We start from the raw sequence: 13,053 nt of genomic DNA, 5'->3' as shown, positions 1-13,053 counted from the left end.
GGTTGAATAACGCCCTGCCGAATAATGCGGCCAGGACTGCTCTCGGCAGTCCGAGCTCTATATCTGTGGATCGCTTAGATGGATACTCTGCCGTCGCGGCGGTCGCCGCCATAAAACCAGTTGACCAACATGCGGGTGCCGGTCACGGCGGTGAATACCGAAGTGGCGATGCCTATCATCAGCACCAGCGCAAAACCTTTCACCGGACCGGTGCCGAAACCGAACAGCAGCACTGCAACAATAAAATGGGTAACGTTGGAGTCGAGAATTGTGGCGAAAGCTTTTTCGTAACCGGTAAAGATACTGGCTTGCAGGCTCAAACCGTTACGCAGTTCTTCCCGAATCCGTTCGTTGATCAAGACGTTGGCGTCGACCGCCATACCGACTGTCAACACGATGCCGGCCATGCCGGGCAAGGTCAGCGTCGCTTGCAGCACCGACATGATCGCGATCAGCAACACCACGTTGAAAAGCAGTGCGAAATTGGCGATCAAACCGAATGCGCGGTAGTAACCGATCATGAAAAATACCACCAGGAGGAAGCCGGCGGTGATCGACATCATGCCCTGGTCGATGTTTTCCTGACCCAGACTCGGACCGACCGTGCGTTCTTCGACGATTTCGACCGGAGCCGCCAGCGCGCCGGCTCTAAGCAACAGTGCCAGCGTGCGGGCTTCTTCCGGGCTGTCCAGGCCGGTGGTCTGGAAACGCTTGCTGAAGCTGTCGCGGATGGTGGCAACGCTGATGACTTTCTCGACTTTTTCCTTGTGCTGGACTTTTTCGCCGTTAACCACTCGGGTTTCGGATTTGTACTCGATAAACACCACGGCCATCGGCTTGCCGATATTTTCCTGGGTCATCTTGCCCATTTTCTTGGCGCCGGCGCCGTCCAAGGTAATGAACACTGCGGCCTGGCCGTCCTGATCCAGACCCGACGAAGCGTCGGTGATCTGGTCGCCGGTGACGATGACGGCTCGTTTCAACAACACCGGATTGCCGTTTTTATCTTTATATAAGCGGCTGCCGGCCGGTTCGTGTCCGCTCAAAGCCGATTGCACGTCGTGTTCGACGTCGACTAAACGGTATTCCAGGGTCGCCGTAGTGCCCAGCAACTCTTTGGCACGGGTGGTGTCTTGTACGCCCGGCAATTGAACGACGATACGGCTGTCGCCCTGTTGCTGAATGATCGGTTCGGCTACGCCCAATTCGTTAACCCGGTTACGCAGCGTGGTGATGTTTTGGCCCAGGGCGGATTTTTTGATCTCGCGCAGGTCGCGTTCCGGGATGGACAGAGTGAATTCGTTCGGCCCGCTTTCCACCAATGCCAGATTGCGGAAATCCTTGTTCAACACTGCAGCCGCGGCAACCCGCGATTCTTCGTTCGGCAGCACGACTTTGATGCCTTGGTCTTCTTTGGTCACCGACTGGTAACGAACTTTGGCGTCGCGGAACGCGGTACGGATGTCGTTGGTGTAACGTTCTTCCGCCTGCTTCAAGGCGCTGTCCATGTCCACTTCCAGCAGGAAATGCACGCCGCCGCGCAAGTCCAGGCCCAGATGCATCGGATTCGCACCCAGTGCGCGCAGCCAGTCCGGCGTAGCGGGGGCCAGATTCAACGCCACGGTGGCTTTGTCCGCCAATTGCTCGCGCAACAGATCGGCGGCTTTCATTTGCTCGTCGGTGTTGTTAAACCGGGCCAGGATTTTGCCGTTCTCGAATTCGAACGCTTTCAGCGTGAAACCTGCGTTTTTAATCGTCGCGGCAACATCGTCGGCCTGGTTCTGCTGCAACGGCGCCGAAGTGGAGGACGCCAGTTGTACTGCCGGGTCGTTACCGTAGATATTGGGTAACGCGTAAATCGTACCGATCAGCAGGATGATCAGCACCAGAGTGTTTTTCCAGACAGGGAAATGATTTTGCATGGTTATTCCGTTAAAGCAGTAACAGCCGGACTGTTGCGGGTAAGAGCGGGAAGTAAACGGGTTGCGGCGGTTGGGTTTAGGATTTTTTGTTGTTCAAGGTTTTGTAAGTGCCTTTGGGCATCATGCTGGCAATGGCGTGGCGTTGCACTTGGATGAAACTATTGTCGGAGACTTCCAGTTTGACGAAGTTATCGTCCAATTCCGCAACTTTGCCAAGAATACCGCCGCTGGTGACCACCTCGGCGCCTTTGGTCAGTGCCGCCAGCATTTGTTTCTGCTCTTTATTGCGTTTGGCTTGGGGGCGTATGAACAGAAAATAGAAAAATATCAAAATGCCCAGCGGAAACAGCATGCCCTCGAAACCCGGTTGTTGCATGGCAGGCGCAGTCTGAGCCATTGCGTCGGAAATCAAAAAACTCATATTAATCCTCGTGTTGTTGTCGTTGTTTTAATGGTCCGGCTCGGCGGACAAGCGGCCATTATGCCACATTAGGCCGGCTAAACCCATGCCGGCGGGCAATTGCGAACCTTGCGGCTTATTTCAAAACGCGGCCGATAGCTTCACCGAGCTTAACGGCGCGGCCGGCCTGTAACTCGCCGTTCCAAGCGGTAACGTCTTTGCCGAATAAGACGATGATGGTCGATCCCATATTGAAGCGGCCCATTTCGGCGCCTTTGTCGATCATCGGCGGCTTGTCCGGATATTGCCAAGTCCGCGGCGCGCTGATCGACGGCGGCGTTACCACGCCATGCCAGACCGTCTCGACGCTGGATACGAAAATGGCTCCGACCAGTACCAACGCCATCGGACCGGCCTCGGTTTCGAACAAGCAGGCTACGCGTTCGTTGCGAGCGAACAAATTGGGTACGGTCTCAACCGTGGCGTTGTTGACGCTGAACAGGCGGCCCGGTATGTGTACCATTTCCGTTAGCGTTCCGCTCAAGGGCATGTGTAGTCGATGGTAGTCCTTGGGCGACAAATAAATCGTCGCGAAGCTGCCGTGTTCGAAAGCGGCTGAGCGCTCCGCGTCGCCGCCGAGCAATTCCAAGGCAGAATATTCGTGACCTTTGGCCTGGAAAATACGGCCATCCTGAATTGTGCCGACTTGGCTGATTACGCCGTCGGCCGGGCAGGCGATTGCATCTGCCGCGGCCGCGATCGGCCGGATGCCGTCTTTCAATTCGCGGGTGAAAAATTCGTTGAAGTTGGCGTAGTGGTCAAGATTGGGATCTTTGGCCTCTTCCAGATTGACGCCGTATGCCCGGCTGATGGCTTGAATGAACAGATTTTTCCAGGTTTTGTTGCGGCAGTGGGTCAATTTGGCCATCCAGCCTGAAAGCAAGTGATGGGGGAGGGCGTATTGAGGCAGGACGGTGCAAATCTGTTTTAAGCTCATGGTTCGGGATCGGGTAATTTGCCGCTGAGAAAGTAAGCGAAAGCAATGACTTCGGCAACGGCGACGTAAAGTTGTTGGGGGATTTCTTCGCCCAGCGGAATCTGCGCCAATATCCGCGCCAATTCCGGTTGGTTTTGCAACGGGACGCCGTGCTTTTCGGCGATGGCCAAGATTTGCTGAGCGGTAATGCCTTCGCCTCTGGCGGTGACTCTGGGCGCGTTTTTGCCGTCGTACTTGAGGGCGACGGCAATGTCGGCGTTGTAAAAGGTTCTGCCGCTCACGAGGCCTCAGGCTAAGGCAATGCTACCGGCGCCGGTGCTTGCCAATTCGGGTTGCGATGTTCGGCGACTACCGTGGTGTAAATGCCGCCGCGCACGTTGAACTCGGCGCGCAGGCGCATGAAGTTGGGCGAAATCGCTGCGACGATGTGGTCGAGAATTTCGTTGGTGACGGCCTCATGAAACGCACCGAGTTCGCGAAAGGTCCACATGTAAAGTTTCAGGGATTTCAACTCCACACAGAGTCGGTCCGGCACGTATTCTATCGTCAGTTTGGCGAAATCCGGCTGGCCGGTCATCGGGCACAGGCAGGTGAATTCCGGAATGTCGATCCGGATCGTGAAATCTCGGGTCGGACGCGGGTTTTCGAAAGTGGTCAAATCTGAGCTGGGTCGGGTGGTCATCGTGTCTTTTACTCGGGTAATGAAAATTTGCCGCGAACAATCTGCCGCAAAGGCGAAATTTTACCAGTTAAGGAGGCGGACTAATAACCTTTTCGTCAGTACGTAACTCAGGGGCGCTGAACACCGTTTTATGTATGCCGCGGTAATCGCTGCTGTTTCTTGAAAACTCCGAAACAAAATAGTCAGCAAAGTCCCGGGCTTGAGTTAGAATCTAAAGTCTGGCAGCCAGAAGCTCTGTTTTGGTCGATTTTATTCAGTTACTTGGAGGCGATTATGGAAATTAATCCCAGTCATTCCCAGCAAAACGTTGCATTGAACCAGGTGGCGGCTTCGCGCAGAACGGCAGCCGATGAACTCGCCGAGCGGCGCAAAACAAGCGAACAGAACGTGCCGCCGCAAAAAAATCAAGCGGTATCCGGCGATACGCTGGTGCTGTCGGAGGAGTCTTTAAAACGGTCGCAGGCCTCATTTGCCCAGATTCCTGAGATTGAACGTCCGCAAATCGCCAGTCGAGATCAGGCCCAGCAAGCGCTAGGAGACTTGATTTCGGGGATCAGCCGCCAACCTGGGCAAGTCGTGGCCGCCCACGGTAATACCTCCGCCGACCGCGTGCGCACATTGTTGAATTGATCTTCTTATCCGGAAGCAACCGGCTAGCGAAAAGCCGGTTGCTTCGTCTTTGCCGCGCTGGCATCAATCGCCGGTCCGGGCCGATATTTGCCGAGCTACTCGCCCAAGTCCAACAACGAAATATCCGAGAAATTGGCCACCCTGTTGCGTCCGGCTTGCTTGGCGCGATACAAGGCTGTGTCGGCAGCCTGCAACAACGCGGAAAAATTCAAGCCGATGTTGTCCGAACCGGCAATCCCGATGCTGATGGTGCTGGTTATGGTTTGTCCTTGCCACTGCGTCGGTTGGGTGGCGTGGCTTTGCCGCAGTCTTTCCGCTAGACAGTGGGCTTCCTTTTCGTTGGTGCAGGGCAGGATCAGGCAGAACTCCTCGCCGCCGTAGCGCGCCAGATAATCCTCGCCACGAATCTGGCGCTTGGCGTTTTCTATCAATTGTATCAAGACTTGATCGCCGGCTTGGTGGCCGTGAGCATCGTTAATGTTTTTAAAATAGTCGACATCCAGCATCAAAACGGCCAAGGCTTCTTTGCGCCGCGCGCTTCGCGCTAGCAGGCGTTGGCATTCCAGATCCAGGCTGCGCCGGTTCCAGGCGCCGGTCAGGGCGTCAATCGCGGCCAGGTTTTCCAGTTCGGCCGCCATCCGGTAGTTCACCATCAGGACAAAGCCGAAGCTGAGAAACAACTGGATGACGCTGCCGGCAAAAAACATGACCGGATTAAGCGGCATTGGATTGAACAGGCCGTAATCTGCTGCCGGGGAGGAAAATATCGACACCGCCCTGGCGACATAAACCAAACCCAGCGCCGCGAAAGAGGCACCCGTCAACCAATGCGCGGTTCTCTGATAGGAAGCGAGCGGAATCAGCAACGAGCGAGCACAGGCGAAATTGATTCCGGCGAAAATCAGGGAATTGGCGCTGGCGCGCAATTGGGTATTGGGTTCGAACAAGGTAAACCAAGCGCTGACGCCGATCACCGATGCTACTGCCGCGAATAGCAAACCGCATCGGCAGGACCGGTTTTTGAAGGCTTGAATTCCGAGAAATTGCAAGGCCGAGCCGATGACCAGAAACGATGCGCCGGCAACGATGTTCCAGCCCGGTTGCGGAGTCAGTGCCGGATAAGCAAGGCCGGCGCCGAAACTGATGAACAGGCTGGCCATTGACCAGTGCCTCAAGCCCCGTATGCCGCGAGCATGCAGACTGGCGACCAATAGCAAGATGGAGAGTAAAAAGCTGAGCACGGCAATCATCACCATCATCGTGCGCAGGTCGAGGTTCATCAAAGCAATCCGTTAGTGGCGGGTTAACAATGCTTCGGCCCTGAAACTGGGCGGCCGGAGGACTGCTAAAATTTTCGCACGTGAAGCGATAAAACCCATAGCGCGATTCGATTGCAATGCTGATGCAACGCTTCGAGGGGTAAAATCCATTCCAATCGTCGCCCCATTTCGGGGATAATGCGGGGTTTTGTAGCCGGTCTTGCACGCGCCAACCAGTCATGAAACTGGAGAAAATCAAACTTTCTGGATTCAAATCCTTCGTCGATCCCACCACGATTCCGATCAACGGCAATCTGACCGCGATCGTCGGGCCTAACGGTTGCGGCAAGTCCAATATCATCGACGCGGTGCGCTGGGTCATGGGCGAGAGTTCGGCCAAGCACTTGCGCGGCGGCAATATGGCCGACGTTATTTTCAACGGTTCATCCGGCCGCAAGCCGGTCAGCGTGGCTTCGGTGGAACTGGTATTCGACAATAGCGAAGGCAAGGCCGGCGGCGAATATGCCAAATATGCGACGATTTCGATCAAGCGCCAAGTCAGCCGCGACGGCCAGTCGCTGTTCATGCTCAACGGCTCCAAATGCCGGCGCAAAGACATCACCGATTTGTTTTTGGGCACCGGTCTGGGCTCGCGCAGTTACGCGATCATCGAGCAGGGCACGATCTCGCGGATGGTGGAAGCCAAGCCGGAAGATTTGCGCGTGCACATCGAAGAGGCTGCCGGTGTCTCCAAATATAAGGAACGCCGTTCGGAAACCGAAACCCGCATGCGTCACACCCGGGAAAATCTGGAGCGTTTGAACGATCTGCGCGACGAGGTGGAAAAGCAGATCAAAAACCTGGCTCGGCAAGCGGAAAAGGCCGAGAAATACACCGAATTGAAAAAACAGGAACGCCAGTTCAAACAGGAATTGCTGGCGATGCGCTGGCGCAATTTTCAACGTTCCGCGCAACAACTCGAAGCCAAGTTGCAAAGCGTCGCTGAAGAACACAATCGTTTGTTTGTGTTGTTGCGCGATACCGAGAAGTCGATGGAGCTGAAGCGTAGCGAACAAAAAGCTCAGCAGCAGCATCTGGACTCGACCCAAGCTGAATACACCACGCTGGTGGCCGAAGTCAGCCGTCTCGAGCAAACCATCAAACATAATCAGAAGAGCCACGAAGAAACCTTGGTCGAGATCGAGCGCTTGAAGCAGCAAGCGGAGCAAGCGCAGGTCGAATGCGAGCAAGATAGGCAACAACTCGAGGAGATCCGGCAGACACTATTGGAAGCCGAAGAAACCATGGTAGTTGCCAAGGAACGTGAAGAGGATTTGCTGGGTATCCAACAGGACGCACATCTACAAAAACAGCAATGGCAACAGCAGTGGGAGGCTTTTCTGGCCGAAAACGCCGGTTACCGGGAGCAAGTCGAAGTGCAGCGGACCAAGCTGGTTCAGTTGGAAAACCAGAGTCGGCAATTGCAGGCAAGGCTCGATAAATTGCACAGCGAACGCCACGGTTTGACCGATACCCGGTTGCAGTTGGAATTGGAAACGCTGGATAGCAGCATCGAGCTGATCGAGACTGAGCGCCAGCAGCTACAGCAGGATTTGGATGCTGTGCTGCAACGTATCGGCGAGTTGCGGCCGGAAATCAAACAGATTCAGGAACAGTTGCACGCCGACCGCGCCGAATTGCAAAAGGTCAATGGCAAGATCAGTTCGCTGGAATTGTTGCAGCAACATGCGATGGGTAAGGATAAGAAAGAACTCGGCGTCTGGCTGGAGCAAATGGGCTTGGAACAGCAGCCGCGGCTGGCGGAATTCGTCGAAGCCGACGAAGGCTGGGAAACGGCGGCCGAAACCGTGTTAGGCAGTTATCTGGAAGCAATCTGTATCGACAGCGCCGATGCAATTTTGGCCGAGCTGCAAGAGCTGAACAAGCAGTCGCTGATCGTGTTCGAAACTCACCCGGCTGCCGCGCCCGCATCGGCGGTGGCTGACACCTTGGCCGGCAAGGTCCGCAGCCGTTGGCGGCTGGACAGTTTGTTGAGCGGAATCTATTGCGCGGACTCGATGCGGCAGGCGCGGCAACTGCCGCTACAGGCGCACGAGTCGGTGGTGCTGCCGGACGGCACCTGGCTGGGCCGCGACTGGATCAAGGTCAGCCGCGGCAGCGATAGTAAGGCGGGTGTCTTGCATCGGGAGAAAGAGCTCCGCGAGTTGAAATTGCGGCAAGCCGAATTGCAAATGGCGATTGCCGAACAAGAACAGCAATTGGAACATTGTGAACACGACTTGAAGGCTGCGGAAAGCCATCGCGAGCAATACCAGCAGAAAGAGAAATTACTGAGTGCCGAGTTCTCGGCAAAAAGCGCCGAATATAGCGCCCAGGCCGCGCGTTTCGAACAACAAAAGCGTCGTCTGGAACAGTTGGACCATGAAATCGACGAGATCGGCCAGCACCTCGCTGAGGTGGTCGAGAGTATCTCGGAAGCGGAATTGGCCAAGCAGGATGCCGAGCTGGCTTTGGGCGATTTGGGCGACCGTAAGGCCGACTTGGAGCGGCTCAGCCAGGAGTTGCAAGCCCGGCAGCAGAACACCGACGCTTCGGTGGATGAGGCCCGTCGACATTTGCACCGCTTGCATGCCCAGATCGAATCCTTGAAATCCTCGGAAATCCTGACTGCCAAGCAGATCGAGCGCCTGCAAGTGCAGCATCAGCAAGCGGCCGACCGGATCGTCGAGTTGGAAAACAAATTGCACTATGCGCTGGCGCCGTTGGACGAGGAGCGTATGCAGTTGGAAGAGTTGTTGGAAAAAAAACAACAATTCGAGGATGGCCTGCGCGCCGAGCGCCAAGCGCAACAGGCTAGCGAACAATCCGTCAGCCAGTTGGCCGAACAATATTCGCAAACCCAGCGTGCGTTGGAGAAGCAAAAGGAAGCGCTGGATCAAATTCGTTTCGAGCAGCAGGACAGTAAGGTCAGGCAGCAAACCGTGGCTGAACAATTAGCTGAAGTGGATGCCGATCCGGAGGTGATACTGGCCAACTTGCGCGAGGGCGCCAGCGAGAGTCAATGGAAGCGCGAGGTCGACGATCTGGCCGAACAAATCGAACGTTTGGGTTCGATCAACTTGACGGCGATCGAGGAATACAAAACCCAGTCGGAGCGGATGAAGTTCCTGAACGAGCAGCATGACGATCTGGTCGACGCCCTGAATACCTTGGACCAGGCGATCAGCAAGATCGACCGGGAGAGCCGGCAGCGTTTCAAGGAAACCTTCGACAAGATCAACAACGGTCTCAAAGAAAAATTCCCGCGCTTGTTCGGCGGCGGTCAGGCCTATCTGGAATTGACCGAAGACGATTTGCTGGAAGCCGGCGTCAATATTATTGCCCGGCCGCCCGGAAAGCGGAACAGTTCCATCCATTTGTTGTCCGGCGGCGAAAAAGCGCTGACCGCGGTGGCTTTGGTTTTCTCCATTTTCGAGCTGAATCCGGCGCCGTTCTGCTTGCTGGACGAAGTCGACGCGCCGCTCGACGATGCCAATGTCGTGCGGTTTTCGAAGATGGTGGAAGACATGTCGGCAACCGTCCAATTTTTGTACATTTCACACAACAAAGTCACAATGGAAATTGCAAAACATCTGGCAGGTGTTACCATGAAGGAGCCCGGGGTATCCCGAATGGTGGCGGTGGATATTGATGAAGCGGTAAGCATGGCGGAAAACTGATGGATAAAGAATTATTAAGAGTCGTGATTATTTTGATCGGCGTGCTGGTGATGATCGGCATGGTGTTGTGGCATTTCGTCAAATCGTTGCGTTATAAACGCGCCGCCGACGATTACTACGACGAAGACTCTTACGACGACAGAACTGTGGACGAATTTGCCGTTGAGGACGAGGAAGACGGCCTCGGCGTGTTTGCTTTGGGAGACGACTTGGTTGATGGAGATGCGTTGTTAGATGACAAAGCTATCAAGCCGTCGCCAAAAGCCGCGGTTGCCGCGCGGCGGGAACCGGAAAAAGCGGTTGCTGTTCCCGCGCCCGCTGCCAGCCGCTCCCATTTGCCGATTCTGATCGAATTCAGCATCGTCGCTCGCGCCGATCAGGGGTTCAACGGCGAAGACTTGTTCGACGCCTTCGAACGAGTCGGTTTGCGTTACGGTAGCGTCAGAGTGTTCGAGCGAGTGGACGCGAATCGGATGGTGGATTTTGCGGTGGCCAGCATGGTCGATCCCGGTACCTTTCCCGACACCGGATTGGACGATTTCTATTGCCCCGGCATTGTCTTTTTTATGCAGCCGCGCGAAGTCGACAATCCGTTGGCCGTATTCGACGATTTCATGGAAACCATCGATACCCTGGCCGACGCCCTCGACGGCGTGGTTTGGGATAATCAACGGCAACCGCTGACCGCCGAAACCGTTGCCCAATTCCGGGAAATATTGGCTACTGCCTGAACCCGCCATCCGGCGGCAGGGCAGCCGCCGTAAGTTATTGCAACCCAACGTATTATCAAGAAGCTAAGTGGATCAAAAACATATCAGAAATTTCTCCATCATCGCCCATATCGACCACGGGAAATCGACATTGGCGGACCGGTTCATTCAAATTTGCGGCGGACTCAGCGACCGGGAGATGGAGGCTCAAGTACTGGATTCTATGGATCTGGAGCGGGAACGCGGCATTACCATCAAAGCGCAGAGCGTTACGCTGGATTACAAGGCCGGCGACGGCGAAACCTACCAACTGAATTTCATCGATACTCCGGGCCATGTCGATTTTTCCTACGAAGTATCGCGTTCCTTGGCTGCCTGCGAAGGTGCCTTGCTGGTCGTCGATGCCGCTCAAGGTGTAGAGGCGCAGAGTGTCGCCAACTGCTACACCGCGATCGAGCAGGGACTCGAAGTGGTACCGGTATTGAACAAGATCGATCTGCCCTCGGCCGAGCCGGAGCGGGTGATGGCCGAGATCGAAGACGTCATCGGCATTCCGGCCGACGACGCCTGTCAGATCAGCGCCAAGACCGGCCTGAATGTAGAGTCGGTGCTGGAACAACTGATCCAAAAAATTCCGCCGCCAAGCGGTAACGAAGCCGGGCCGCTGCAGGCCTTAATCATCGATTCCTGGTTCGACAACTACCTTGGTGTGGTGTCGTTGGTACGCATCGTCAACGGTTCGTTGAGGCGTAAACAAAAGATCACCGTGATGTCGACCGGCAAGTCTTATCCCGTCGACAAACTGGGCGTGTTCACACCCAAGCAGTTGGAAAAGCCAGAGCTGGCAACGGGTGAGGTGGGTTTTATCGTCGCCGGTATCAAGGACATTTTCGGTGCCCCGGTCGGGGATACCATTACCGCGACCGATAATCCGGCCGGCGAAGTCTTGCCCGGTTTCGAAAAGGTGCAGCCGCGGGTATTTGCCGGCCTGTATCCGGTCAGTTCCGACGATTTCGGCGCCATGCGCGAGGCTTTGGACAAATTACGGCTGAACGATTCGGCATTGAATTACGAAGCCGAAACGTCGCAGGCGCTGGGATTCGGCTTTCGTTGCGGCTTTCTCGGCATGTTGCACATGGAAATCGTGCAGGAAAGGCTGGAGCGCGAATACAACATCGATCTGATTACGACCGCGCCGACCGTGGTCTATGAAGTCGAGACCCACAACGGCGAAGTGATGATGGTCGATAACCCGGCGAAGTTGCCGGATCCCGGCACCATCGAAGAGGTTCGCGAGCCCATCATTTTGGCCAACATTCTGGTGCCGCAGACCTACTTGGGCAGCGTGATCAATCTATGCGTCGAAAAGCGCGGCAACCAAAAGAACATGCAGTATGTCGGCGGTCAGGTTTCGTTGAATTACGAGTTGCCGATGAGCGAAGTGGTATTGGATTTCTTCGATCGCTTGAAGTCGGTCAGCCGCGGTTACGCTTCGTTCGATTACGAATTTCTCCGTTTCGAGCCGGCGCCGTTGGTGAAACTGGATGTTTTGATCAACAGCGACAAGGTCGACGCGTTGTCGATTATCGTCCACCGCGACCAGGCGCAAAACCGCGGCCGCGATTTGGTCGAAAAAATGAAGGATTTGATTCCGCGCCAAATGTACGAAGTCGCGATCCAAGCCGCGATCGGTTCCAAAATCATCGCCCGCTCCACGGTCAAGGCCATGCGTAAGAACGTGACGGCCAAATGTTACGGCGGCGATATCACGCGGAAGAAAAAACTGCTGGAAAAGCAGAAAGCCGGTAAGAAACGGATGAAGCAGGTCGGTAGTATCGAGATTCCGCAGGAGGCGTTTCTGGCGGTGTTGCAAGTCAATAAAGAGTAACGGCAATAGTTTATGGATTACGATTTTTCATTTTTTTTGGTCGCCGCCACGTTTGTCACCGGTATCGTCTGGGGTGGCTACAGCCTGTATTTGAAGCGCGCCGGTTTGCCGTACCCAACCGAAAAGGAACCGGTGTTGGTCGAATACGCCCGTTCGTTTTTTCCAGTGGTCTTGATCGTGCTATTGCTGCGTTCGTTTTTGGTCGAGCCGTTCCGGATTCCGTCCGGGTCGATGATGCCGACGCTGCTGGTCGGCGATTTCATCCTGGTCAACAAATTCAGTTACGGTATCCGCTTGCCGGTATTGAATACCAAAGTCGTTGAAATGGGTGAGCCGAAACGCGGCGACATCGTCGTATTCCGTTACCCGAAGCAACCGGAAGTCGATTACATCAAACGGGTGATCGGTTTGCCCGGCGATAGAATCGCCTATTTCGACAAGAAACTTTACGTAAACGGTACTCCGATTAAACAAGTTTCGTTAGGACGCTACCAGGGTGTCGGTCAAGGCGCCAATATGACCGGTGCCGAGCGCTTGGAAGAAGATTTGACCGGCGTGCAACATTCCATCCTGGTGGCGCCTGGAGCTTCCACGGTTGAAGACGTCTTTGTGGTACCACCCGGACAGTACTTCATGATGGGCGACAACCGCGACAATAGTAACGACAGCCGTTACTGGGGCTATGTACCCGAAGCCAATCTGGTCGGTAAAGCGTTCTTTATCTGGATGAATTGGGATTGGCAAAATAACGGCATCGATTTCGGCCGTCTGGGGACAGTATTGCAGTAATCCGGGCTTACCGGACGGTTTAGCGGTGTGCATTGA

The 13,053-nt window shown here is 55.2% G+C and carries 11 protein-coding genes; 5 read left to right on the top strand and 6 right to left on the bottom strand.

Features of this window, described 5'->3' with window-relative positions; genetic code table 11:
* Positions 1-74: 74 nt before the first annotated feature.
* From secD to queF, 5 genes are all read right to left on the bottom strand, one after another.
* Entirely contained in the window at positions 75-1,922 is a 1,848-nt protein-coding gene (gene secD / locus PL263_RS08380) for a protein translocase subunit SecD (protein WP_278212578.1), read from the bottom strand.
* Positions 1,923-1,998: 76 nt separating this feature from the next.
* Complete coding sequence (gene yajC, locus PL263_RS08375) at positions 1,999-2,343, bottom strand: preprotein translocase subunit YajC (RefSeq protein WP_140912397.1); 345 nt, start codon at positions 2,341-2,343, stop codon at positions 1,999-2,001.
* 115 nt (positions 2,344-2,458) lie between these two features.
* The gene (gene asd / locus PL263_RS08370) at positions 2,459-3,319 is read right to left on the bottom strand and encodes an archaetidylserine decarboxylase (protein ID WP_278212576.1); all 861 of its coding nucleotides are present in this window, start codon (positions 3,317-3,319) and stop codon (positions 2,459-2,461) included.
* Positions 3,316-3,600, bottom strand: coding sequence for an EscU/YscU/HrcU family type III secretion system export apparatus switch protein (locus PL263_RS08365; protein ID WP_278212574.1), 285 nt, complete (start codon positions 3,598-3,600; stop codon positions 3,316-3,318). Before PL263_RS08365 ends, asd begins: the two co-directional genes overlap by 4 nt.
* A gap of 11 nt (positions 3,601-3,611) precedes the next feature.
* A complete protein-coding gene (gene queF / locus PL263_RS08360; protein WP_278212573.1) occupies positions 3,612-4,001 on the bottom strand; it encodes a preQ(1) synthase in 390 nt (129 codons plus the stop codon).
* Positions 4,002-4,160: 159 nt separating this feature from the next.
* Between queF and PL263_RS08355 the strand changes: the two genes are divergently transcribed.
* Entirely contained in the window at positions 4,161-4,631 is a 471-nt protein-coding gene (locus tag PL263_RS08355; RefSeq protein ID WP_278212572.1) for a hypothetical protein, read from the top strand.
* 95 nt (positions 4,632-4,726) lie between these two features.
* Here PL263_RS08355 and PL263_RS08350 read toward each other — a convergent pair whose 3' ends face one another.
* Positions 4,727-5,911: a GGDEF domain-containing protein gene (locus PL263_RS08350; RefSeq protein ID WP_278212571.1), complete on the bottom strand. Its 1,185-nt coding sequence runs from the start codon at positions 5,909-5,911 to the stop codon at positions 4,727-4,729.
* Between the two features lie 218 nt (positions 5,912-6,129).
* On the opposite strand from PL263_RS08350, the gene smc reads away from it, so the two are divergent.
* The 4 genes from smc to lepB all read left to right on the top strand — a co-directional run bounded on the left by smc (position 6,130) and on the right by lepB (position 13,017).
* Entirely contained in the window at positions 6,130-9,630 is a 3,501-nt protein-coding gene (gene smc, locus PL263_RS08345; RefSeq protein ID WP_278212570.1) for a chromosome segregation protein SMC, read from the top strand.
* Positions 9,630-10,361 (top strand): cell division protein ZipA C-terminal FtsZ-binding domain-containing protein, encoded by a 732-nt coding sequence (locus tag PL263_RS08340; protein ID WP_278212568.1) that lies wholly within the window; start codon positions 9,630-9,632, stop codon positions 10,359-10,361. The genes smc and PL263_RS08340 overlap by 1 nt, the downstream gene beginning before the upstream one ends.
* A 67-nt stretch (positions 10,362-10,428) precedes the next feature.
* On the top strand, positions 10,429-12,228 hold the full coding sequence (gene lepA / locus PL263_RS08335) for a translation elongation factor 4 (RefSeq protein ID WP_278212566.1): 1,800 nt from the start codon (positions 10,429-10,431) through the stop codon (positions 12,226-12,228).
* Between the two features lie 12 nt (positions 12,229-12,240).
* A complete protein-coding gene (gene lepB / locus PL263_RS08330; protein WP_278212564.1) occupies positions 12,241-13,017 on the top strand; it encodes a signal peptidase I in 777 nt (258 codons plus the stop codon).
* The last annotated feature ends 36 nt before the right edge of the window (positions 13,018-13,053 follow it).

The organism is Methylomonas sp. EFPC3 (genome assembly GCF_029643245.1).
In the GTDB taxonomy this organism is placed as follows: Bacteria; Pseudomonadota; Gammaproteobacteria; order Methylococcales; family Methylomonadaceae; genus Methylomonas; species Methylomonas koyamae_B.
This window is presented reverse-complemented; position numbering and strand designations above follow the sequence as displayed.

What these genes read in the sequence shown, in the direction of transcription:
- PL263_RS08340 (WP_278212568.1), top strand. Translation starts at nt 9,630, where the DNA reads ATGGATAAAGAATTATTAAGAGTCGTGATTATTTTGATCGGCGTGCTG.
- secD (WP_278212578.1), bottom strand. Translation starts at nt 1,922, where the DNA reads ATGCAAAATCATTTCCCTGTCTGGAAAAACACTCTGGTGCTGATCATC.
- PL263_RS08350 (WP_278212571.1), bottom strand. Translation starts at nt 5,911, where the DNA reads ATGAACCTCGACCTGCGCACGATGATGGTGATGATTGCCGTGCTCAGC.
- yajC (WP_140912397.1), bottom strand. Translation starts at nt 2,343, where the DNA reads ATGAGTTTTTTGATTTCCGACGCAATGGCTCAGACTGCGCCTGCCATG.
- asd (WP_278212576.1), bottom strand. Translation starts at nt 3,319, where the DNA reads ATGAGCTTAAAACAGATTTGCACCGTCCTGCCTCAATACGCCCTCCCC.
- lepB (WP_278212564.1), top strand. Translation starts at nt 12,241, where the DNA reads ATGGATTACGATTTTTCATTTTTTTTGGTCGCCGCCACGTTTGTCACC.
- queF (WP_278212573.1), bottom strand. Translation starts at nt 4,001, where the DNA reads ATGACCACCCGACCCAGCTCAGATTTGACCACTTTCGAAAACCCGCGT.
- smc (WP_278212570.1), top strand. Translation starts at nt 6,130, where the DNA reads ATGAAACTGGAGAAAATCAAACTTTCTGGATTCAAATCCTTCGTCGAT.